At 39.8% G+C, this 24,681-nt stretch carries 16 protein-coding genes; 7 read left to right on the plus strand and 9 right to left on the minus strand.

The window, feature by feature from the left end:
• Positions 1 to 165: 165 nt before the first annotated feature.
• From secF to I6F49_RS04845, 3 genes are all read right to left on the minus strand, one after another.
• Positions 166 to 1,116 (minus strand): protein translocase subunit SecF, encoded by a 951-nt coding sequence (gene secF / locus I6F49_RS04835; RefSeq protein WP_197178792.1) that lies wholly within the window; start codon positions 1,114 to 1,116, stop codon positions 166 to 168.
• Positions 1,109 to 2,947, minus strand: coding sequence for a protein translocase subunit SecD (gene secD, locus I6F49_RS04840; RefSeq protein ID WP_197178793.1), 1,839 nt, complete (start codon positions 2,945 to 2,947; stop codon positions 1,109 to 1,111). The genes secF and secD overlap by 8 nt, the downstream gene beginning before the upstream one ends.
• Positions 2,948 to 3,057: 110 nt before the next feature.
• The gene (locus I6F49_RS04845) at positions 3,058 to 3,519 is read right to left on the minus strand and encodes a hypothetical protein (RefSeq protein WP_197178795.1); all 462 of its coding nucleotides are present in this window, start codon (positions 3,517 to 3,519) and stop codon (positions 3,058 to 3,060) included.
• A gap of 108 nt (positions 3,520 to 3,627) precedes the next feature.
• Here I6F49_RS04845 and I6F49_RS04850 point away from each other — a divergent pair, with 108 nt between their 5' ends.
• From I6F49_RS04850 to I6F49_RS04865, 4 genes are all read left to right on the plus strand, one after another.
• Positions 3,628 to 5,406: an ABCB family ABC transporter ATP-binding protein/permease gene (locus I6F49_RS04850; RefSeq protein WP_197178797.1), complete on the plus strand. Its 1,779-nt coding sequence runs from the start codon at positions 3,628 to 3,630 to the stop codon at positions 5,404 to 5,406.
• 551 nt (positions 5,407 to 5,957) lie between these two features.
• Positions 5,958 to 8,036 carry a M13 family metallopeptidase gene (locus I6F49_RS04855; RefSeq protein WP_197178799.1) on the plus strand — a complete coding sequence of 693 codons (2,079 nt, stop codon included), beginning with the start codon at positions 5,958 to 5,960 and terminating at the stop codon, positions 8,034 to 8,036.
• Positions 8,037 to 8,301: 265 nt separating this feature from the next.
• Positions 8,302 to 9,015: a YebC/PmpR family DNA-binding transcriptional regulator gene (locus I6F49_RS04860; protein WP_024592923.1), complete on the plus strand. Its 714-nt coding sequence runs from the start codon at positions 8,302 to 8,304 to the stop codon at positions 9,013 to 9,015.
• Positions 9,016 to 9,094: 79 nt separating this feature from the next.
• Positions 9,095 to 10,384 (plus strand): leucine-rich repeat-containing protein kinase family protein, encoded by a 1,290-nt coding sequence (locus tag I6F49_RS04865; RefSeq protein WP_197160510.1) that lies wholly within the window; start codon positions 9,095 to 9,097, stop codon positions 10,382 to 10,384.
• A gap of 93 nt (positions 10,385 to 10,477) precedes the next feature.
• Here the strand turns inward: I6F49_RS04865 and I6F49_RS04870 are convergent, their stop codons facing one another.
• The 6 genes from I6F49_RS04870 to glk form a co-directional block, all read right to left on the minus strand.
• Positions 10,478 to 11,602 carry a sterol desaturase family protein gene (locus I6F49_RS04870; RefSeq protein WP_197178801.1) on the minus strand — a complete coding sequence of 375 codons (1,125 nt, stop codon included), beginning with the start codon at positions 11,600 to 11,602 and terminating at the stop codon, positions 10,478 to 10,480.
• Between the two features lie 212 nt (positions 11,603 to 11,814).
• A complete protein-coding gene (gene gap, locus I6F49_RS04875) occupies positions 11,815 to 12,819 on the minus strand; it encodes a type I glyceraldehyde-3-phosphate dehydrogenase (protein ID WP_165727417.1) in 1,005 nt (334 codons plus the stop codon).
• Positions 12,820 to 12,828: 9 nt separating this feature from the next.
• Positions 12,829 to 13,449: a bifunctional 4-hydroxy-2-oxoglutarate aldolase/2-dehydro-3-deoxy-phosphogluconate aldolase gene (eda, locus tag I6F49_RS04880; protein WP_002959756.1), complete on the minus strand. Its 621-nt coding sequence runs from the start codon at positions 13,447 to 13,449 to the stop codon at positions 12,829 to 12,831.
• A gap of 33 nt (positions 13,450 to 13,482) precedes the next feature.
• Entirely contained in the window at positions 13,483 to 15,333 is a 1,851-nt protein-coding gene (gene edd, locus I6F49_RS04885; RefSeq protein ID WP_197178803.1) for a phosphogluconate dehydratase, read from the minus strand.
• Positions 15,334 to 15,669: 336 nt separating this feature from the next.
• A complete protein-coding gene (locus tag I6F49_RS04890; RefSeq protein WP_165740595.1) occupies positions 15,670 to 16,683 on the minus strand; it encodes a LacI family DNA-binding transcriptional regulator in 1,014 nt (337 codons plus the stop codon).
• Positions 16,684 to 16,721: 38 nt separating this feature from the next.
• Positions 16,722 to 17,714, minus strand: coding sequence for a glucokinase (gene glk, locus I6F49_RS04895; RefSeq protein ID WP_197178805.1), 993 nt, complete (start codon positions 17,712 to 17,714; stop codon positions 16,722 to 16,724).
• Positions 17,715 to 18,005: 291 nt separating this feature from the next.
• On the opposite strand from glk, the gene I6F49_RS04900 reads away from it, so the two are divergent.
• The 3 genes from I6F49_RS04900 to I6F49_RS04910 all read left to right on the plus strand — a co-directional run bounded on the left by I6F49_RS04900 (position 18,006) and on the right by I6F49_RS04910 (position 24,444).
• Positions 18,006 to 19,022: a LacI family DNA-binding transcriptional regulator gene (locus I6F49_RS04900; protein ID WP_165727413.1), complete on the plus strand. Its 1,017-nt coding sequence runs from the start codon at positions 18,006 to 18,008 to the stop codon at positions 19,020 to 19,022.
• Positions 19,023 to 19,277: 255 nt separating this feature from the next.
• Positions 19,278 to 22,463, plus strand: a complete 3,186-nt coding sequence (locus tag I6F49_RS04905; RefSeq protein WP_197178807.1) for a TonB-dependent receptor domain-containing protein — start codon at positions 19,278 to 19,280, stop codon at positions 22,461 to 22,463.
• 73 nt (positions 22,464 to 22,536) lie between these two features.
• Entirely contained in the window at positions 22,537 to 24,444 is a 1,908-nt protein-coding gene (locus I6F49_RS04910) for an alpha/beta hydrolase family protein (protein WP_197178809.1), read from the plus strand.
• The last annotated feature ends 237 nt before the right edge of the window (positions 24,445 to 24,681 follow it).

A 24,681-nucleotide genomic window follows, 5' to 3' on the forward strand; every position in this document is an offset into this window, starting at 1 on the left:
CTGTAAAAAATAAGGCAGCTAGTTTAACATTTTTGCGAGGCTTAAAACCATTGTTTTAAACCCCGCAAGGTTGGTTGGAATACTAGCGGGGTTTTAATAAGCATTAAACTAGCAAAGAGCCATTGATTGGTTGGTACGGCTCTTTGCTGTGCTTTATTAAAAACCTTATGGCATATCTAATAATGTTTGCGTATGGGCATCTACTTTAATTTCGTAGTTTTTAGCGCTTAAGCCCAATAGTTCTGGCAAGGTTGCCGCTATACAAATAGACGAGAACGTACCCACTACGATGCCGGTAAATAATGCAATAGCAAAGCCTTGCAGTGGTGCGCCTGCAAGTAGCCAAACGCTGGCAACCGTTGCAAGTGTGGTACCCGACGTTATTAAAGTGCGTGTTAACGTACTTTTAATCGCATTATTAATAATAGTCGCTGGGCTAAGTACATTATTTGATTGAACACGTAAAAGCTCGCGTACTCTATCTCCCACTATTATTGAGTCGTTAAGTGAGTAACCAATAATAGCCAGTAAACTTGCCAGCACGGTTAGATTAAACTCAATTTGTAATAGTGAAAATAACCCAAGTACAAGTATTAAGTCGTGCACTAGCGCAACCACAGAGCCAACCGCTAGACGCCATTCAAAGCGAACTGCAAGGTAAAGCATTACCGCAATCATTGCAGCAAACATGGCTAAACAACCTTGATCAAATAACTCATCGCCCACTTGTGATCCAATATAGGCCGATGATAATACCTGTGCGTTTATATCATCGTTTTGTGTAACGGCGCTTTGCCAATCAAGGCTATTAGCTGTTGTTGATGTTGATGTAGTTGATGCGCTTGGCGCTTCTCTTAATTGAAAATGGCTATTACCTTGCGCGGTTAGCTCAAAATCACCGTTGTGATTTTTAGCAATAAACGATTGAAGCTCTTTTAGTTCAACACTTTGGTTGGTTGTAAACTCAGTTAAATAACCGCCGGTAAAATCCAGGCCGAAATTTAGCCCTTTTTGCATAAGCGTAAATACTGATAGTAGCACTAAGATGGCGCTTAAAAGCATGCCCGAAAAGCGTAAACGAGTGCCCTTTTCACCTTTTAAAAAATAATTAAGCATGTGCTTTTACTCCTGCTTTTTTACCCATTTTTAAATACAACGTTTGGCTTAATATTTTTGATACGTACACACCTGTAAATACAGACGTTAAAAGCCCCAGTGCGAGTGTAATGGCAAAACCTTTAACGGGCCCATAGCCTATGCCGTATAAAATAAGTGCGGTTATCATGGTGGTTATATTGGCATCAAATATTGTATTTGCGGCTTGTTTATACCCCTCTTGAATAGCCTGATACGGTGCACGGCCTTGGCGGCGTTCTTCTTTAATGCGTTCAAATATTATTACGTTAGTGTCTACCGCCATACCTATGGTTAGTACTAGGCCTGCAATACCCGGCAGCGTTAATACAACCCCTGGTAATAATGACATTAAGCCCACAAGCGACGTTAAATTTAATATAAGTGCTACGTTTGCAATAAGGCCTAAACGGCGATACCAAAGCGCCATAAATGCAAGGGTAATACCCATACCTAACATAAGCGCAGCTAAGCCATTACTAATGTTTTCACTGCCGAGGCTTGGCCCTATTGTTTGTTCGTGTACAATTGTAACGGGTGCTGTAAGCGAGCCTGCACGGAGTAACAATGCTAGATCGGCTGCCGCTTGTTGGCTTTTCATATTGGTAATACTAAAACGCGAACTTAAATGCTGAGCAATATTAGCAACATTAATAACTTCGCTTTTTTTAACTACTTCGCCTTTAGCGTTTTGAGAATACTCAGAGTAAACCGTCGCCATTGGCTTACCAATATTGGCTTTTGAAAACGCCGACATTGCATCCCCGCCTTGGCCGTCTAGGCTTAGCTGTACCAGTGGTTTACCCCAATCGTCGCGGCCTATGTTAGCATTATTAATATGGTCTCCTGTAAAAATTGGCACAGGGTCAAGCTCAATCGTACCGCCCGATTGCATATTAAATGTTTGTCCGCCTATTTCTTTTAATTGATAAAAACCAAGCGATGCAGTTGCACCAATAATACGTTTTGCTTCGGTTGGATCTTGCACACCTGGTAGCTCTATACGAATGCGATGTTTGCCTTGTTGCTGTGTTACCGCTTCGGTAATACCTAACTCTTCAATACGTGAACGAAGAGTTGTAAGGGTTTGCCCCATTACTTCTTTATCAAACGCACTGCGGCCTTGCTCTGAATAACTAAATTTGGCGGTTTTAACGCTGCCGTTATTGCTTGTTACAACGGCTAAATTAGCAAAGCGGCTTTGTAGCTCTTCAATAACAGGGGTTAACTTGTCGGTTGCATTAGGCAATGCGTTTATTTCAAACCCGTGCTGAGTTTGCTGCGCTTTTATACCATGTGCTTTTTGCTTAATAATAATTGATTTAGCTTGTTGATACGCACTGACTAATTGCTCATCAACGGCTTTATCTAAATCTACGTCTAGTACAAATAGCACACCGCCATTTAAATCAAGGCCCAGCTTTATTGGCGATAAACCAAAATCTTGTAACCATGTAGGGCTGGTTGCATGCTCAACAATTTTTACTTGCGTGTTTGGGTATTGCGCTTTTATAGCCGCTTGCGCCTGAGCGCTTTTAGTTGGCTCGTTTAAAAGTACATTAATAGTTGATTGTTTATCTACGCCCTGCTCAACCTCAAGCCCTTGGTTATTTAAAAAGGTAACTAGGGTTTTAGTGCTCGGTAAAGATTGTGTTTCGCTGTGCGGAGCAGTACTGATGTGCAACCACGATTTATTTGGATATAGGTTTGGTAATGCGCTAATAGCTAATAATACCAATACTATTAGCATGGCTATATAGCTTAATTTGAACTTAGCCGTAGACGGCTTTTTATCTTTTTTAAAACTTAACATGTTGAATCCTTACTATCAGCCATTAGCTGATAACGTACTTTTTAAAAGCACAATTAATCTGCAGGCTAAAACTTTAAAAGTTAAAACCTAATAAAATTAAATAAGGAAAATTAAGCGTGGTAGGTAGTGACAGCAGTGTAGAGTAAGTTAACGTCTTTCCAGCCACTCAAGCGCGACTTTTTACTATTAGTAACAAGCGTATACCAAGGTTGTATAGGGTTAACAGCGCGTGGTTTTAAAAATATATGCCTAACAAGGTTTTGAGCAAAAAATTCAAAAACAACATCGTATTCAGACTCACTTTGAACAGTGTGCAAAAACAATGATGAATTATTGGCAGTTAACCGTGGTTGGTGCGCGTCAAAATCGGTTTGATGCGTTTTTTTATGCTGCGTAGTATCTACAGACTTAGTAATAGGCTGTATTTTAGTTAAATCGGCAATATCAGTAAGCGAAACCTGCGTACTTACATTAATATTTAAATTTTGTGAGGCGCCCATAGCATTGCTTTGCACACTAAAAAGTGCAGCAAGTAGCAAAAAGGCAGTTAAAAACACTCTAAATTTAAACATTCACGTTTTAAAACTAAAATAAGGGATGCGTAGTATATAAGGGCTAGTATTTGAAATACAATAGCCTTTAGTTATTTACTATCTATTTTAATTTTACTGAGACTTTTAATGCGCCCCAGACAAAGCAGTGAAAAACGACCAGACGCCATGAATTTACGCCAAAGTGTAAAAACACTGTGGCCCTACCTTACAAAATTTAAAGGCCGTGTTTTTATTGCACTTATGGCGCTTATAGGCGCAAAAGGTGCCACGCTTTTAATGCCTTGGGCACTTAAAGAAATAATAGACTCGGTTGATAAGTCGATTAACCCACTGCTAGTTATTCCCGCTTTATTGTTATTGATGTACGGCGCGCTGCGTTTTGCTAGCGTGTTTTTAGGTGAAATAAGAGATGCTGTATTTTCGCGCGTAACCGAGCACGCCATGCGTGATATTGGTTTAAAAGTATTTAAGCATTTGCACTCGCTTGAGCTGGCTTTTCATTTAGACAGGCAAACTGGCGGTATTAGCCGCGATATAGAACGCGGTACTAGCGGGTTAAGTTTTTTAATGCGTTTTTTAATGTTTAACATTGTGCCTACTTTGTTTGAAATACTGACCGTTGCGATTATTTTTGGCACGTTGTTTTCTGTTTGGTTTGCGCTTATTACATTACTGGCCGTCGCTATTTATATTACTTTTACTGTGGTGGTTACTCAGTGGCGAAACCGCTTTATTAGAGAAGCAAATGCTGCCGACAATCAAAGTAATACCCGCGCCATAGACAGCCTACTTAATTATGAAACTGTAAAATATTTTAATAATGAGCAGTTTGAAGCAAAAACATACGACACCTTTTTAGCAAACTGGGAAAAAGCCCGTTTAAAAAATAGAATGTCGTTGCTCGCGCTCAATTCAGGCCAAGCGCTTATTATTGCTTGTGCTATTACCGCGTTAATGTGGTTGGGCTCAACCGAAGTAGTTGCAGGTGCGCTCTCTATTGGTGAACTTGTGATGATTAACGCGTATATGATTCAGCTATTTTTACCGCTTAACTTTTTAGGTTTTGTGTACCGCGAAATAAGACGCGCGCTAACCGATCTTGAAAATATGCTTGGGCTACTTAACAAAAAACCACAAATAACCGATGCACTTAATGCAAAAGAACTCAATATTAGCCAAGGTGAAATAACATTTAAAAATGTAAGTTTTAGTTACGATGCGCATCGCCCTATTCTTAATAACCTTAGCTTTAGTGTTAAAGCTGGCAGCAAAGTAGCCATTGTTGGTGCCAGTGGTGCTGGTAAAAGCTCATTAGCCCGACTTCTTTATCGTTTTTATGATGTAAGCGGTGGTGAAATTAGTATTGATAATCAAGCCATAAATTCAGTAACACTTAATAGTTTACGAAAAGCCATTGCAATAGTCCCGCAAGATACCGTGCTGTTTAACACGACTATTCGTGAAAATATCGCTTACGGTAGGCCATCAGCAAGCGATGCAGAAATTGATGAAGCCATTGCTATGGCGCATTTAAAAAACTTTATAGCAACTCTTGATAAAGGCGATAAAACGCTGGTTGGCGAGCGCGGTTTAAAAGTATCCGGCGGCGAAAAACAGCGTATTGCTATTGCGCGCGCTATTTTGAAAAAGTCCCCTATTTTAATTTTTGATGAAGCAACTTCTGCTCTCGACTCTCATTCTGAGCAAGCTATACTCGCAGCAATGCGTGAAGTGGCCAGTAACCATACGAGTATTGTTATTGCCCATCGCCTTTCTACTATTACCGATGCAGACACCATTATTGTGCTCAAAGCCGGACAAATTATTGAGCAAGGTAAGCACGATGAGTTACTTACTCTCGCCGGAGAATACGCCCGTATGTGGGAGCTTCAGCATAAAAAATAAGGGATAGTAGGCGTGAGTTTACCTCGCGCTTTTAAGCTAATTTAAACAAGCGCGGCATAAAGCCGCGCCTACAAATAAATTTAAGCCCCAGCCCATGAATAAACCTAAACATTGCTGTTAAAGCGTAGGCGTGAGTTTACCTCGCGTTTTTGAGCTAATTTAAACAAGCGCGGCATAAAGCCCGCCTACACATAAATTTAAGCCTCAAGCCCACGAATACATCTAAACATCGCTATTAACCGTGGGCGTGAGTTTACCTCGCGCTTTTAAGCTAATTTAAACAAGCGCGGCATAAAGCCGCGCCTACAAATAAATTTAAGCCCCGGCCCACGAATACATCTAAGCATCGCTATTAACTGTAGGCGTGAGTTTACCTCGCGCTTTTAATCTTGCTCTTCTTGCTTAATCTAAGTTTTATCGAGCGCTGTGGTGATTCACCTCAAAAGGTTTGTTTGTATGATTAATATCAATAACAATCGATAAGTTAAATATTCGTAACAATAAAATGATTCGCACCTATTTGAATCAAAAAAGCTCCTCAGGGGAACATAATGAAAAAGAGTTTAATTGCCGCAGCATTAGCTGCCACATTTATTACCGGTTGTTCAGAGCCGCAAACAACAAAAACAGACGAGCAACAACCTAAAGTAGCTACAGCAACAGTGGCAGAAAAAGCCGAATTAGGTAGTTTTGGTGTTGATTTAACAGCGCGTAACGAGGCCGTTAAACCAGGCGATGACTTTTTTATGTATGCCAGCGGCACATGGTATGACAACTATGAAATGCCTGCAGATAAAACTCGCTACGGTGCATTTTCAGGATTAGCTGAGCGCAGCGAAGACGATGTTAAAGCTATTATTGAAGAAATAGCGGCGCGTAAAGATTTAAACGCAGAAGAAAAACTCGTTGCTGATTTTTACAATGCGTATATGGATACCGAAACGCTTAATAATCTAGGTGTGGCGCCAATCAAACCATTGTTAAGTGAAATTAGTGATATATCGTCAACTGACGATTTAGCTGAAATGTTTGGAAAGTCTTGGTTAACCGGTAATAAAGCCCCTTTTGGCGGCGGCATGTGGTTCAATCGCCTAGACCCTAATAAATATGAAATGTCACTCGGTGCTGGTGGTTTAGGCTTACCCGATCGCTCTTACTACCTTGAAGACGCTGAGCGCTTTGTTAAAACGCGTGCAGCCTATGTTGCCCACATTGCTGATATGCTTGAATTTACAGGCACTGAAAATACCGCTGAGCGTGCTCAAGCAATTGTTGATCTTGAAACTAAGATTGCACAAGGTCATTGGCCTCGTGAAAAACGTCGTAATCGCGACTTAACCCTAAACCAAGTTGAACGTGCCGATTTAAGCACTGCTTATCCTGGCTTTAACTGGGATTTATACTTTGCACAAACAGGTTATAAAGTACCTCAGTTAAATGTGTCTCAGCCTGAGCCAATAAAAGCGATGATTGAGCTAATCAATCAAGAAGACATTGCAGTATGGAAAGATTACTTAACGTATCACGCTATTAGCGGTAACGCGGGTTTACTATCAGAGGACGTATTTAATACTAACTTTGCTTTTTTTGGTAAAGAACTAAACGGACAACAAGAACCTCGCCCTCGCTGGAAACGTGCAATAAGCGAAATGTCGGGTACGACCTCTCTTGGTTTTGCTATTGGTAAAATATACGTAGCGCGTTACTTCCCTGAGTCATCAAAACAGCAAATGTCTGAGCTGGTTGAAAACCTACGTACAGCCCTGGGTGAACGTATTGATAACCTAGAGTGGATGGGCGATGCCACAAAAGTAAATGCGCGCGCTAAGCTTGCTGCATTTGTACCAAAAATTGGTTACCCCGATGTTTGGCAGTCTTATGACGGTTTAAGCATTACCAAAAACGATTTAATCGGTAATGTGAAAAACATGCGTGAGTTTTTCCACGCAGAAAGTGTTGAAAAAGAGCTACAAAAAACAGATCGTAACCGCTGGGGCATGACGCCACAACGCGTAAACGCTTACTACAACAGCTCATTTAATGAGATTGTATTTCCGGCTGCGATATTACAACCGCCATTTTTCGATCCAAATGCCGATCCGGCTGTAAACTATGGCGGTATTGGCGCTGTAATTGGTCATGAAATGGGTCATGGGTTTGACGATCAAGGTTCAAAATCAGACGAAAACGGTGTGCAACGTAACTGGTGGACTGATGCTGATCGCGCTGCATTTGACAAAAAAGCAGACCAACTTGCTGCCCAGTACAGTAAGTACGAGCCAATCGAAGGTAACTTTGTAAATGGTCGAAATAGCCTTGGTGAAAACATTGGTGATGTAGGTGGTTTATCAATGGCTTATCATGCTTACAAGCTAAGTTTAAATGGTAAAGAAGCGCCTGTTATTGACGGTGTGACTGGCGATCAACGTTTCTTCCTTGCATGGGCACAAGTATGGAAAGAAAAACGTACTGAACAAAGCATGCTTAACCAACTTCGTGGTGGCACACATGCACCAGGTCGCTTTAGAGCACAGGCGCCACGTAACCACGATGCATGGTACAAAGCGTTTGATGTAAAACCAGGCGATGCGTTATACCTTCCTGAAGATGAACGTGTACGCATTTGGTAAATAAAATGGGGCTTTAGTTAGTCTCGTTTAATTTTATTACCCTTAGGCAACTCATTAAATGAGTTGCCTTTTTATTTAGTTAAATTTGCTCTGAAAACCACCTTTTAGCCCTCCCTAAAATCCCTTAATAACATGCACTTTAGATGGCTTTTAAACGCGACAGTTTTAATCAGCTTTAATACTTACTAGCCCTTGAATGCATTTACCTTTAGAATACGTACTATAATTTTATTCTATTATTTACATATATTAAGGCGAAACGCAGATGGGAAGAGCTTACCAAAACAAAAAAGATTCAATGGCTAAGACTGCGGGTGCTAAAACTAAAGTTTATTCTAAGTACGGCAAAGAAATTTATATTTGTGCTAAAAACGGCGGTGTAGACCCAGATGGTAACTTATCATTACGTCGTTTAATTGAGCGCGCTAAAAAAGACCAAGTTCCAGCACACGTTATTGACCGCGCAATAGACAAAGCAAAAGGCGGCGGCGGTGAAGACTACTCAGCAACTCGTTACGAAGGTTACGGCCCTGGTAACTGTATGATTATTGTTGACTGTTTAACTGACAACAACAAGCGTACCTTTGCTGATGTACGTGTTTGTTTTACTAAAGCAAATGCTAAAATTGGCGCTCAAAACTCTGTTTCACATTTATTTGATCACCTTGCTATTTTTGTATTTGACGGTGATGACGATGAAACGGTACTTGAAGCACTAATGATGGCTGATGTTGATGTAACTGACGTAGAAGTTGATGACGGTAAAGTCACTGTTTTTGCTCCTCACACAGAGTACAACAACACACGTACAGCGCTTGAAGAAATGGGCGTGACTGAATTTGACGAAGACCTAATTAGCTTTGTGCCACAAATTGAAACGCCTATTGAAGGCGAAGATGTAGAAGTTATGGAACGCTTTTTAGCCATGCTAGAAGATTGCGACGATGTACAAAACGTTTACCATAACGCGCAATTCTAAAGAACAATTTAGTAAGTTAGAACGACTTTAAGCCAACAGCTATGTTGGCTTTTTCATTTTTAGAACGTGGTATAAATATATGAACTCCCTTAAAGAGCTTAAAAGTGGCAAGCTTGTTGGTGCTACTCACCTGCAATTAGTAGAAGAGCTAACCACATTTCCTGAAGAAATTTTTAGCTTAGCTGACACGCTTGAAGTGCTCGATTTATCAAATAATAACTTATCAACACTACCTGATGAATTTGCCTGTTTAACACGCCTTAAGCGAGTATTTTTGTCGTTTAATCAGTTTAAGCATATTCCTGAGATTTTAGCTAAGTGCCCTGCTCTGATAATGGTTGCATTTAAAGGCTGTAAAATAACTGAGTTTAGTGACTATTGTTTACCAAAAAAAATTGAATGGCTCATACTAACCGACAACAATATTACTGAGCTGCCTCAAAGTTTTGGCCAATTTACACAGCTTAAAAAGTTAGCGCTTGCGGGCAATCAAATTAAGCAGCTGCCAAGTAGCATGGCGCAGTGTAAAAATCTTGAGCTTGTTAGGCTCTCTGCTAATAACTTAACACACGTAGACGACTGGCTTTTTGAACTGCCTAAACTTACTTGGCTGGCGTTTGCCGGTAACGATTTTAATAAGCCCCAGTGCCTTACAAAGTGCAGCTTAGAAAATAAGCCTCTTAACGATTACACTCTTAGCCATGTTATTGGTCAAGGTGCCTCGGGCGTTATTCATTTAGCAAAATCGGCTGATAGCGCTGTAGCAATTAAATTATTTAAAGGTGCAATTACCAGCGACGGCTACCCGCTTGATGAAGTAAATTGCTGCTTACAAGCAGGCGACCACGCTAGTTTAATTAAGGTACTTGCTTATATTGAACAAAGTGATCAGCTAGGTTTAGTGATGGAACTAATAGATAAAAGCTTCGCTAATTTAGGCCTGCCTCCAAGCCTCGAAACCTGTACGCGTGATACCTTTAATAATGATTGCCATTACTCAACTCACGCTATTTTAAAAATTACAAAACAAATGGCAAGCACACTGCACCACTTGCATACTAATAAAGTGAGCCATGGTGACATTTATGCGCACAATACTATGATTAACCAAGACCATGATGTTTTGTTTGGTGATTTTGGTGCTGCTACTAATTTAGCCATGTTAAGTGAGTATCAACAAAAGCAGTTAGAGCTTATAGAAGTAAGAGCCTTGGGCTGTTTAATTGAAGACTTATTAGGCACGGTAACCGGCGATGATAGGCAAAGTGAGCTATTTGATAAAATGTCCGATATGGCAAAACGCGCTATGCAACCTGTATTAAATCAAAGACCTACATTTACTGAATTATTAGAAGAGCTAAATATATAATTCAGTATTAATTAAATAAATTCTAAAAGGGAGCAACGTATAACGCGTTGCTCCCTTTTAGTTTATATTGTGTATTTATTCGAACTTTCGAATTTATTTAGTGCGCTTAAACGGGTAAACCTGTTGTTTAAGCATACCTACCGGCATGTAATCCCCGACTACACCGTATGCTTCTGGCCACTCTTTTTGGCCTTTAACAGCAGTACCAAACGCGTAATCTAAAAACGAAAAATGCGCAGCGTAGTTGCGGTCAATCGCGGCTTTATCTGACGCATGATGCCAATGATGAAACTGCGGTGTAACCATAAAGTACTTAAGCCAGCCAAACCTAACGCGTACATTTGCATGGTTAAACACAGCCTGTAAACCCACAATTATGACGTATAAACTAATTATTTGCTGTGAAAACCCAAGTACAAATATGGGCGTGAGCACTAAACTGCGAGTAACCAGTATTTCAAGAATATGCTGGCGAGAGCCCGCTAACCAATCCATTTCTTTGGCGCTGTGATGTACACCATGAAAACGCCATAGTAAAGGAACTTCGTGATAAGCACGATGCACCCAATATTGCATTAAATCGGCCACGAGTATAATTAAAAACAACTGCACTACAAATGGTGTTTGCTCTATATAACCTTGAATAGTCGTTGATACAGCCCAGCCAAAGCCATAATGCACAAAGTGGTTAGTAACGAGTAATACAAAACCAATAATTAAATGATTTACAAAAAAGTGGTTTAAATCTCCCCGCCATTCGCTACGTAATATTTTTTGATCTTTACGATGTGGTAGTAGCTTTTCAATCACGATAAATATAAGCGTTGAGCCGAGCAAATCTAAAATAAACCAATCAAGCCCTATGTAAGGTGTGTCGCTTGCAAACTCGTTTACCTCAACGTTTGGTCCGCCAAACATAATTGCCAGAATAATAAAAAACCACGCTGTAGCTCCTAAGCGTTTATTGGTATTACGTACAAAGTTAAGTAGCCCCAAACTGCCCGAGACCAATAATGATGCAAACATAAGCTGACGTAAAAAATCGACACTGTAGCTTTTTCTCAGCTCTGGTGTGGTTAAGTATTCAGGAAAGTGAAACGCTAATACGCCTAAGCAACTCAGTATTGCTAAAAAGCAGGCTATGTAACCACTTATGTTGCCCTCACCTATCTGAAGATGATTTGTGCGAAATACCTTTCGTGATAAAGCTCTGATCATTTTTATTATTCCTTGCTTCGTTGAGTTGATTAAATACAACGAAATTCCATTGATTTACACACCCACATATTAACAAAATTTAGGGTATAAAAAATACAAATAGTTCCCTCCATAGTCTGAGTTGCAAATATACAGATAAACCAAACGCAAAAAAGCCACGCAATGCGTGGCTTGGTTGGATAAAGCTAAAACTTTACATCATTAGGGCTGTATTATAAAAACGCGCCTAATGCTTTAACTTGGTCTAACATGCGGTTTGAGAAACCCCATTCGTTGTCGTACCAAGCCATTACTTTTACTAGATTGCCATCGGCTTTAGTTTGCGTTGCATCAAAGATAGATGACGCAGGGTTATGGTTAAAGTCGATAGAAACAAGCGGAAGCTCATTATATTGTAAAATATCTTTCATTGAACCCGTTGACGCTTCTTTCATGATTGCATTGATTTCTTCTGCAGTCGTGTCGCGCTTAGTAATAAACGTAAAATCAACTAAAGATACGTTGATTGTTGGTACACGAACCGACATACCGTCTAATTTACCAGCAAGTTCTGGTAATACTAAACCAACAGCTGCCGCAGCACCTGTTTTAGTTGGGATCATAGATTGAGTTGCACTACGAGCACGGTATAGATCAGGGTGGTATACGTCAGATAAATTTTGATCATTCGTATAAGAATGAATAGTAGTCATACTACCTTTTTCAATACCTACTGTGTCGTTAATTGCTTTTGCAAGCGGTGCTAAACAGTTAGTAGTACAAGAAGCATTAGAGATGATGTGGCTATCAGCGTTAATTACATCGCTGTTTACACCATGAACCACTGTTGCATCCATATCTTTACCTGGAGCAGAAACGATTACTTTTTTAGCGCCTGCAGTAATATGTTTAGCTGCATCTTCGCGTTTAGTGAAAAAACCAGTACATTCTAAAACGATATCTACATTTAGTGCTTTCCACGGTAAGTTTGCAGGGTCACGCTCTTGCGTTAACGTTATTACGTCATCGTCAATTAACATGGTGTTATTTTCAAGTGTTACTTTTTTAGAAAATTGACCATGAACTGAGTCATACTGCGTTAAATGTGCATTAACGTTAGCAGGTGCTAAATCGTTAATTGCTACAATTTTAATTTCGCTGTTTTGAGCTGACTCATAAAGTGCACGTAAAACATTTCTACCGATACGGCCGTAACCGTTAATTGCTACATTAATCATTTTAGACTCCTATTTAAGTTCACTTGCTTGGCGAGCAAGCGCTTCAATTGCTTGCCAGTCTTTATTTTCAATTAGTTGTTTATCTAGCATCCACGTACCACCAACACATATAACGTTATTAAGCGCTAAATAATTAGGTGCGGTTGCTAAGCTAATGCCGCCAGTTGGGCAAAAAGTAATGTGTGGTAATGGGCCACCGATTGATTTAAGCATAGCCGTTCCACCTGCTGCTTCTGCAGGGAAGAATTTTAAATACTTAAAACCATGCGACGCAAGTTGCATAACTTCACTTGCAGTTGCAGCGCCTGGTAAAAATGGTATATCTGATGTTTTAGCCAACGCAATAAGCTCATCGCTCACACCTGGACTCACCATAAAATCTGCACCTGCGGCAACCGAAAGATCAAAACTTGCTTTATCTACTACCGTACCAGTACCTACATAGGCTTCAGGTACTTCTGCTTTCATCAGCTTTACAGCTTCTGCAGCAATAGGTGTACGTAGTGTTATTTCTAAGGCTTTTAAGCCACCGTTATATAACGCTCTTGCAAGTGGTGCTGCATCTTCTAATTTTTCGATTACAACCACTGGCACTACGGGTGCCGATGCTAAGATTTTTTCAATACTCATTACTTGTTCCTCATTACCCAGTATGGCTAATATTTATTCAAGTCCAAAAGCACTCGCGCCTAAATCGGCACTGCTTACGATGTTTCTAAATCCAGTAAATAATTCTCTGCCTGTACCAAATGTGGCACTTGGTTGGCTAAGTTCTGCTTCACGTTTAGCAAGATCTTCGTCGCTAACGTGTACTTTTAATATTCCGTTTGGCGCATCAAGTGTCACTAAATCACCCTCTCGGATTTTAGCAATAATGCCGCCTTCTACAGCTTCAGGTGCTAAGTGAATAGCAGCTGGTACTTTACCTGATGCACCCGACATACGACCGTCAGTAACAATGGCTACTTTAAAGCCTTCATCTTGAAGCGTTGCCATTACTGGCGTTAACTTATGTAGCTCTGGCATACCTTTCGCTTTAGGGCCTTGCTCTTTTAGCACGGCAATAAAGTCTTGGTTTAATTCGCCACGCGTGTATGCATCTTGCAGAGCACTTTGTGAGCTAAATACTTTTGCAGGAGCAGTAACAACCTGATGTTCAATAGCAACCGCTGACACTTTGATAACGGCTTTACCTAAGTTACCCGTTAGAAGTTGCAGACCACCTTGCTTACTAAAAGGGTTACTCACTGGGCGAAGTACTTCTTCATCGTGTGAGTTTGCAGGGCAATCTACCCATTTAACTTTAGTTGGGCCGGTTGAGTTGCTCATAATAAGGCTGTCGTCTTTATCTAAACGAGGCTCTGTCATGTAAGGTGCTAAACCATCGCCTAGCATTGTTTTAACGTCTGTGTGTAAGTAACCAGCGCTTGCTAGCTCTCGCATTAAGAAACCCATACCGCCCGCTGCTTGGAAGTGATTTACATCAGCTGAGCCGTTAGGGTAAATACGTGTAAGTAGTGGTACAACTTCTGATAAATCAGACATGTCTTTCCACGTAACCTGAATGCCAGCCGCTTTTGCTATCGCAACAATATGAATAGCATGGTTAGTAGAACCACCTGTAGAAAGCAGGCCTACTAAGCCGTTTATGATCGTTTTTTCGCTGATCACATCAGCTAAACATGGGCTTTCTTTATCATCTGTAAGCTGCTTAAGCATAGTTTCTACAGCATTACCTGTAAGACCATCGCGAAGCTCAGTGTAAGGATTAATAAACGAGCTACCAGGAAGGTGTAAGCCCATTATTTCCATTAACATTTGGTTTGAGTTTGCAGTACCGTAGAACGTACAAGTACCTGCGCTGTGATAAGACGCGCTTTCAGCTTCTAATAAGTCTTCACGGCTTACTAAACCTTGTGCAAATTTTTGACGAATACGTGCTTTTTCTTTATTAGGAATACCTGACTGCATTGGGCCTGCTGGTAAAAAGAACACAGGTAAATGACCAAACGACAATGCACCAATTAATAAACCCGGGACTATTTTGTCACAAACACCTAAACAAAAAACGCCATCAAACACATCGTGCGAAAGAGAAATTGCCGTAGACATAGCAATTACATCACGAGAGAAAAGCGAAAGTTCCATGCCGTCACGCCCTTGCGTAACACCATCACACATTGCAGGAACGCCACCAGCGACTTGTGCTGTAGCATCGAATTTTGTAGCAATGTCTTTAATTAAATCTGGGTAATCTTTGTATGGCACATGAGCCGAAAGCATATCGTTATATGAGTTGATAATAGCAAGATTTGGCTGCTCATCAGCCTTTAAGCGCGCTTTGTCATCACTGCTACAAGCAGCCATAACATGGGCTATATTTCCGCAACCTAAACCGGCACGAACTCTTGTTTGTTTTTTTGCGTGCGAAATACGTTGTAAATAATCTTGACGGGTATTTTTACTGCGTTCGATAACGCGCTGGGTAACTTCTTGAATACGAGGATGTAACATAATTTAACTCATCTCTATTAGTTAGAGGATAAAGGCTCAGTAGCAACTACAGACTCCACGTAAATAACTGTACTGAGCATCTTTGATTTACCCGTTCAAAGGTACGCTACCAGGGAGCCTCTCACAACAACCCTGACACCGGTGTCACTGTATTAACGCATAGCAATGACACCGGTGTCAACCCCGGGTAACAAAAATAGTTTAATATTTTAACATGACCGAATAATGACCTATTTGATTTTTAGGCACAAAGTATATTTTAGCAAGTTTAGAGCAAAAAAAAGCCCGAATAAGCGTCACTCATATTCGGGCTACTGTGAAAGTGTTTTTAACTCACTATTTTATCGCAGAGGTAGACTCACGTGTAATTAAGCGCGATTCAAGCGTTACCTGATATGGTTGTTCTTGAGGCTGAGCTATATGAGATATAAGCTGTGTTACGGCTTGTTTTGTCATTTCCTCAACGGGCTGTGCAATAGTCGTTAAACCAGGCCAAATATGACGCGCAATAGGTGCGTTATCAAAGCCCGCAATAGAGATATCATCAGGTACTTTAAGTTGGCGCTGGGTAGCTAATTTTAACACCGCTGCCGCCATGTAATCATTTGATGCAAATACAGCGGTTGGCCTAGGTGATAAATCTAAAATACTGCGTGCACTGTCGACGCCTGAGTGATAACTAAAGTTACCCTCCTCGACTAAGCGCTCATCAAATTCTATCCCATGGCTTGCAAGTGAACGCCTGTAGCCTTTAAAACGCTGTTGCGTGGCACTGTGATCTGGGTGACCTTTAATAAACGCAATTGATTTATGACCAAGACTAATTAAATGCTCGGTAATTTCAAATGCGCCTTGCTCATCGTTGCTACGCACAGAAATTGAGTCATCTTGAAGTAAAGCCGATGCAACTCTTGCGTAAGGAATTTTTTTAGATTTTAAAAAAGAAACGAGTTCAGCAAAATCACCAAAAGGAGGCGTTAATACAATGCCATCTAATCGAGAAGTCTGTAGTAATTGCTCAATATTATTAATAAGCGCTTCACCACGAAACTCACAAGGGTGTATCAATAAGTTATAGTTATTTTCTTTGCATGCTTCTAAAGCGCCCGTTTGCACCCGAGTGATATAACTTTTACTGGGATTATCGTAAAGACAACCAATAATAAAGCTACGATTTTGTGCAAGGCCACGCGCAATAGGATTAGGTGTGTAATCAAGTTCTTTAAATACCGCGAGTACCTTTTCTCGGGTAGCGGCACTTACATTTGGCTCATTATTTAAAACACGCGAAACGGTTTTTTTAGAAACCCCAGCATGGCTTGCTACACTATTTATGGTTACTTTTTTCATCTATCCATTATCCAAATACAACCAATAAGGCCTAAGCCCTATTTGCTATTGTGTAAACACGCAGCAGCGCCAATAAGCGGTATATTGTCTTGTGTTACAAGTGTTACAGGGATTTGCCCTGCGTACTGCGACATAATACCTTTTTGCGAAAATCGTTCAACAAAACGACTTTCTAAAAGTCTTGCTTGCATACGAGGCAGTATTCCACCGCCGATAAATAATCCGCCTAAAGCACCGTAAACAACGGCTAAATCGCCGGCTACGCTGCCAATCCAATCACAAAATTGGTTAAGCGTTGCATCACACACAGCACATTCACCGCTATTGGCGAGGCTACTTATTTGCGCCGCGTCTAAATTTTTAGCCGTTACACCCTTAACTGCAGCCATGGCCTTGTATAAATGCGCAATGCCAGGGCCTGAAAATACTGTTTCGATAGAAACATGGGGATGATCTTTACGTAACTCATTTAATAATAAGGTATCGAGCTCATTAACAGGTGCAAGCGATATATGCCCTCCTTCTGAACTTAAAACAGCGGTAGATTGCGACGTTCTAACTAAACACGCTGCACCAAAGCCAGTACCTGGACCTATAACACCAATGTTTGCATTGTCATCAGCTTGACCCGATTTAACAATGACATTTTGTTTAGGATCTAAATACGGGGCGGCGTATGCAAAGGCAGCAAAATCGTTTATAACTTCTAGTTGTTGTAAATCAAAATGAGTTTTAAATTCACTAACACTAAAATGCCAACCTAAGTTAGTTAAATGCACTTGCCCGGCTTTGATTGGGCCTGCAACGGCTAAACATGCGCGTTTAGGTTTAATATGCGGGACTGTTTGTAAATATTGCTCAAGCGCACTTTGAAGTGAGCCAAAATTAGCACTAGGAAAAATATTAATGTGCTCTATTACAAATTGGTTAGTGTGTTCATTAAAAGCAGTGATTAAAGCAAAGCGGGCATTAGTGCCGCCAACATCAGCAACTAAGATGGGATCAAATTGTGCAGAAGCGTTTGGGCTCATAGTATTATCTCTTTTGTTAAGCGACTTATGCTTATTATTTTACAATGGTGTACCATTGTTATTTATACTTTGAGCTATCACCTCAAAGTAGCTATCACAGTAAAAAAATGCTGCCTATAAAGATATAGACAGCGAATACGTTTTGACAACAAAATGATAAAACATTGATATTATGACACCGGTGTCAGCCGTTTATCAATAAAAATATACGTTAATTCACAAAAAGCTTGAAATTATTCATTAATAAACGAAAATGACACAATTATTTATCAAACTAATTAAGTTGTAACAATGAAAGGTAAAGCCACCTCATTTGATATTGCCCACTATGCAGGGGTATCTCAATCAACTGTATCTCGCGCTTTACGTAACAGCCATCTTGTTAATGAAGAAACACGTAAGCGTGTTTTTGATATAGCTAAAAAACTTAATTATAAAGTTGATAAAAATGCCAGTAACTTACGCACTCAGCAAAGTAGTACGCTTGCATTACTTTTATTTGAAGACCCCACTTCTGACGAGTCACAAATTAACCCTTTCTTTTTAGCCATGCTTGGCAGCATTACCCGTGCTTGCGCTAAAGAAGGTTACGATTTATTAGTTTCATTTCAATCGGCCAGTGCAGATTGGCAAGCAGACTACGAAGATAGCCACAGAGCTGATGGTATTATTTTACTCGGTTATGGTGATTACATTGATTACCAACCAAAATTTAGCACCTTACTTGAACAAAATACGAAGTTTGTTTGTTGGGGTGCAACCGTTGATAATCGCCCAGATTTAACTGTTTGTTGTGACAACTACGGTGGCGGTAAGCTTGCCGCTGAGCACTTTATTGCTCATAGCAGAACTGATTGCGCTTTTATTGGTGATGCATCTGATCATAGCCCTGAATTCTTTAGTCGTTTTCAGGGCTTCAAAGATGAGCTATTGGCTAACAATGTTAAAATAAACGAACGTAAAATGGCTAATGCTATATCCACCGAAGAATCTGGGTATCACGCCACTCGCTCGCTTATCGCTAATAATATTAAATTTAACGCCTTATTTGCTGCAAGCGACTTAATTGCTATTGGTGCAATACGGGCTCTTAAAGAAGCTAATATCAATGTACCAAAAGATGTTGCGGTAGTGGGCTTTGATAACATAGCCATTGCAAGTTACGTAAACCCACCGCTGACGACGATAGAGCAAAACACCACTGTAGCTGGGCAAATGCTAGTAGAGAATTTATTAAAACTAATACGTGGTGAAGAAGTACAAAGCACCCTATTACCTCCTATTTTGATTCCTAGAAAGTCGAGCTGAGCCTTCTATATTCAAGCTGGTACCGATTACATCTGTTCACATTCATTTACAAACAAAAAAACTCATATTAAACAGTCAGTTAAATTAAAATAAACCCTAATAATGCTAGTTAGCACCGCCCAGAAGCGCAACATAAAATCAACCTTGTTTACTATTTTATTTACGTAATGTAAATTTATTGTGCTGCCATAATTCCACTTTATTTACTTAGTGGTTTTGTAGCTTAAATAACAATAATACTTCAGGGATTTTAATATGTTTAAAACTAAAGCTCTATCAAATGCAATAAGATACTCTTTATTGCTAGGCTCTGTAGCCTTAGCGCCTAACGCGCTGGCTCAAGAAAATGACTTGAATTCAGACGTGGAATTAGAAGAAGAAGCACCTGAGCGAATAGTTGTAACAGGCTCACGTATAAGAAAAGCTGAATTTTCAAATGCATCACCAATTCAAATAATCAATGGCGACTTATCTCGTGAAATGGGTTTATTTGATGCAGGCTCAATGCTTCAATCAACTAGCCAAGCGGCTGGTGCTCAAATAGATAATACATTTGGTGGTTTTGTACTAGATAACGGTCCGGGCGCTGCAACAATCGGGTTTCGTGGTTTAGGTGCAGAGCGTACTCTTGTACTCATTAATGGTCGAAGAATGGCTCCAGCAGGTGTAGGTGGTGCACCAACCTCTCCTGATTTAAATTTAATACCTGGCGTTATGATTGAGCGTGTAGAGAATTTATTTGACGGCGCATCAACCGTATATGGTTCTGATGCGGTAGCTGGTGTAGCTAACGTAATATTAAAGAAAGATGTGGAAGGATTTATTGTTGATGCATCTTACCGTCAACCTAAAGGTGATGGCGGTGAAGAAACTGTACTTTCGGGTATGTGGGGTAAAACCATGGATAATGGTTTTATCACTGTAGGTGTTGAATATTCAGAGCAGAAATCCCAATCTCTAGCTGGTAACCCTTTTGTTAAAGGGTGTGAAGAACGCATTTGGGAAGCTGAAGATGGCAGTATTGTAACTAGAAATAGTGGTAATGGTCCTGTAGCAAGTGGTGAAGACTCTTGTGATATCTTCCCTCTTACAAACAGAATCGGTGGCGTTCCATTTTTTGGTAGCCTTTATTACACTCCAGATTTCACAAATACAGGGATCCCTAACTTTAGTGAAACAACTGTGGCTGAATCAAATGCAGGCTTTATTCCATCTTGGGTTTTAGGTGATTTTGATGGCGATGGGATTAATGATGGAGCATTTGTTGATGGTAATGGCGATGGCTTTCGTGATGTAGACTTCCAAGACCCGTTTTATGCATTTCAACAGTCTGATTATTACAAAGGTGGTGATTACAGAAGTAAAAATGAGCGTATCTCATTAATGCTTAATGGTGAATATAACTTCCAAGATGATAACGACACAACTTTCTACTACGAAGGTTTATACGCGAGTCGTAAATCACCAATTTTTAGCCCCGGCGCACAAATATTCCAACAAGTATCAGCATCTAACCCTTATAACCCATGTGGTACAAACGGTATTGACTGTTTTGGTGTGCTAGGTGTCGGTCCTGATGGCCCATCTTCAGTGCAGCCAATTATTAACATTCGTGGTGATCGTGATCAAACTGAGGTTGAAGTATCACAATATCGTTTAGTTACCGGTGTTACTGGTAACCTTGGTATGTTTGAAAACATCGGTTTAGACAATTGGTACTACGATGCTTCTGTTTCGTACAGCGCTTCAAAAGGTACTGATCACCGTGTTGGTATTAATGAAGAGCGCTTGATTAACTCTTTAGATACAGCTGTACTTAACGATGATGGCACAGTTACCTGTGGTACTGGTTCTGACGGTTGTGTTCCGGTTAATTTATTTGCAGATAATATATTTCAAGAAGGTGGTGGTACCCTTTCACCTGAAGAAGCTGCCTACTTATTTATTGACCGCGATATTGAAACTAAAGTAAACCAGTTTGTTTTCAATGCATTTATGGGTGGTGACTTTTTTGCACTACCATGGAATAACGAAAATGTTGCAGGTATCGTTGGTGTTGAATATCGTCGTGACGAAATTGAATCAAATCCAAATGCTGCAGCTGCAGATGGCCTAGTGTGGGGCTACTTTGCTGACCAAGGCGCTGATGGTGCACGTAACTTAAAAGAAATATTCACAGAAGTTGAGTTCCCTTTACTTAAAGGTGTTAAAGGTGCTGAAGAACTTACATTTACAGCTTCTGGCCGTGTATCTGAAGAGTCTTTTTACGATGCAGAATCAACTTATAGCATTAAAACTATCTACCGTCCTGTTGAGTGGTTTACTTTACGTGCTACAAAGGGTACTTCGTACAGAGCACCTAACTTACGCGAACGTTTCTTAAACGGTACATCAGGATTTAATAATGTTGCAGATCCATGTGTTGTTCCTGAGGATGCTCGTGAAGCGGATGCATTTAACCCTAACTCACCAATAACGTATAATGCAGCTGAAGATACCCGCGACACAGCAGTACTAAACGCTTGTCAAGCATCAGGGATTGATCCAACTACTCTTGGTTTAGGTCAAGGTGGTACTGACTCTTATACAGCTAACTACAGTGCAGAAATTGAAACTGGCGGTACAACAGAGCTTACCCCTGAAACATCAGTGGCTAAAACTTACGGCTTTATTTTTGAACAGCCATTCACTGATGCATTTGATTTAACAATGTCATTAACGCGTTTTGATATTGAAGTATCAAATAGTATTGCTGAGCCAAGTGCAGGATACAGCATTAATGAATGTTATTCTGCTGATGGTAATGATGCATTCTGTAGCCGTATAGGCCGCGATGCAAATGGTCAAATTGATTTAGTTGATGCTAGCTTTATTAATATTGGTTTAATTACTTCTAAAGGTTTTGATTACAATATTTACTTTGAAACAGACACAGTAATTGCAGAGGAAAACTTAGGTATTACATTAGACCTTCAAGCTACTCGTATGACAGAGCAAGTTTTTGATGTACTTGGTACTATTGATGACAATATGGGTGAGCCAGATTCTCCAGAATGGCGCGGTACAGCTCGCTTACAACTTAAATATTCTGATTTTAGATTTAACTGGGAAACGCGTTTCATCGGTAAAGGTCGTGAAGATGAAGATGATTTAGGTGAGTTTGAAGAAGGCACAGCAGGCTGTCGTGGTTTAACTGACGCTAATGGTGCTCCACTTAAATGTCGCCCTGTTGGCTTCACTGAAGACTACTTTGTACATAATATTGGTATGACTTGGTCTAACGATGCTTATAAAGTGAACTTTGGTGTTCGTAACGTATTTAATGAAGCTCCACCAAAAGTTGACCCTGATGGTTCTTTCTCAAATACTAACATCCCTCTAGGTGTTGGTTATGATACGTCAGGCCGTAGCCCATACATCAGTTTTACAGCTTCTTTTTAATTAGAATTGGCTGAGTAAATATTCAATCCAGATGGCCTAATATTTTAGGCCATTTTTTTTGAGGGAATAAAAAATGAAACTTAAAAAAAGAATGTTAGTAGGATTTACCTTACTGAGCCTCTCTTCTTTCGCTAATAGCGAAACTGAAGATGCAACACAAGTGAGCAGTATTGATGCTTTCTCAATGTCATCTGCTATTCGTAGTGTTGTAGCATCACCTGATGGTAAGAAGCTTGCTATTTTAAGAGCAACTACCAAAAATGGTGACTATATAATTGAGATAAGAGATCCAAATAATCTAGAAGCAGACCCTGTAAGATTGGGCGCTGATAAAATGCTGATATCTTCCATCGTATGGTTAAACGATGAAAAACTTGGTGTTATGTTCAGACAGATACTAGAAGACGGTAGTCGTAAATACTGGGTTAATAAGTTTGCAATAACTGATGCAGATGGCAAAGGCGATTGGTTATTACCATTTAAGAAAAAGCGAAATGTTCAATTTAATATAATCAATATACTTCCAGACAAAAAAGATGAAGTACTGGTAGAAGTTGATATTAACAATAACTACATTCCAGATGTAGTGCGATTTAATATTAACACTGGACGAAGCGTTACTGTAATGCGCGGAAATGAAAAAGTATCAGGCTCGTTTGTTTCTGACTACGATGGTGAAATAAGAATAGCCCAAGGTTGGAATAAGTCTGATAACGCAATCGATTATTATGCCCGAGATAAAGGCAATGATGATTGGAAAGTAATTAAGCAAGTAAGTCCTAAAAAGCGTGAAAATTTTGAGATATTAGGGTTCACTAAAGGTAATCCTAACGAAGTTTATGTTAACGCCAACCTAGGTGAAAATACGACTGGCATTTATATATATAATATTAAAACAGGTCAGTATTCTGAACGTCAATTTGGCCTTAAATCTGTAGATACCGACGGTGTTATACTTGATACCGATGGCACTTTACAAGGCTTTCGCTATACAACCAAGCAGCCTAAATTTTATTTCACAGACCCTAACCTTCAAGCACTTAACGAATCTGTTGCTTCTTTATTTAAAGATAAATTTGTACAAATCATTAGTAGCTCTGATAACGATAACGTATTAGTAGTGAGGGTATCTGCTGACGATAACCCAGGCAGCTATTACATTGTTACTAATAAACAGAAGCTAACTAAAATTGGTGATCGACTTCCGTTTATTGATAAAAGTAAATTAGGCTCAGTTAAGTACATCTCTTACAAAGCAAGAGATGGACGTAAAATAAAAGCGTATGTAACTATTCCTGCGACCAAAGGTCCTTACCCAGCGATAGTACTCCCTCACGGTGGTCCTTGGGTGCGCGACTCTATTGTGTTTGATGATTGGGCGCAGTTACTTGCTTATCATGGTTACGTCGTTATTCAACCAAACTATCGTGGTTCTACTGGTTACGGTTTAGAGCATTGGATGGCAGGTGATAATAACTGGGGCTTGAAAAAACAAGATGATTTAGACGATGCTGCACAATATTTAATAGACAAAGGCTTAGCAACTAAAGATAAACTTGCTTTATTTGGTTGGAGTTATGGTGGTTACGCTGCATTTGCTGCATCTATGCGTGAAAACAACATATATAAATGTGTTGTTGCAGGTGCTGGGGTAAGTGATTTAAGTCGTATTAATGCGACCCTTAACGAAAATCGATTTTTAAGTATTTTGCAACGCCCTACTATTTCTGGTGTCTCTCCTGTAGAGCAAGTAGAAAAAGTAAATGTTCCTATACTGGTTGTGCATGGTGATATCGACAGTCGTGTTCCAGTAAAACACAGTAGAGACTTCGTATCTGAGCTTGAAAAGTACAAAAAAGACTTTAAATATATTGAGCTTGAAGATGCCGATCACTTTTCTGATACGCTTTTCTACGATCATAAAAAAGAATTTTATACCGAGTTGTTATCATGGTTTGATAATAAGTGTGGCCTCAAATAATGTAACTCAAAAGTGACATTCATTTTATTTAAAGAGCATTCTTTTGTTTTAATATTAAGTGAGTACATAACAAAAAGGCTTCTAAATTTATTTAGAAGCCTTTTTTAATAACTACAGCATTTTATACCAATCCGCAATAATACTTAATCATTTTGCGGGGCTAAACGTGTCGCTAACTGCGTTAAAAAATTCTCATTTACGACTGCATGGATGCAGAAGGTAGAGCAATGCAGGAGC

This window comes from Pseudoalteromonas sp. SWN166, assembly GCF_015864485.1.
Taxonomy (GTDB): Bacteria; Pseudomonadota; Gammaproteobacteria; order Enterobacterales; family Alteromonadaceae; genus Pseudoalteromonas.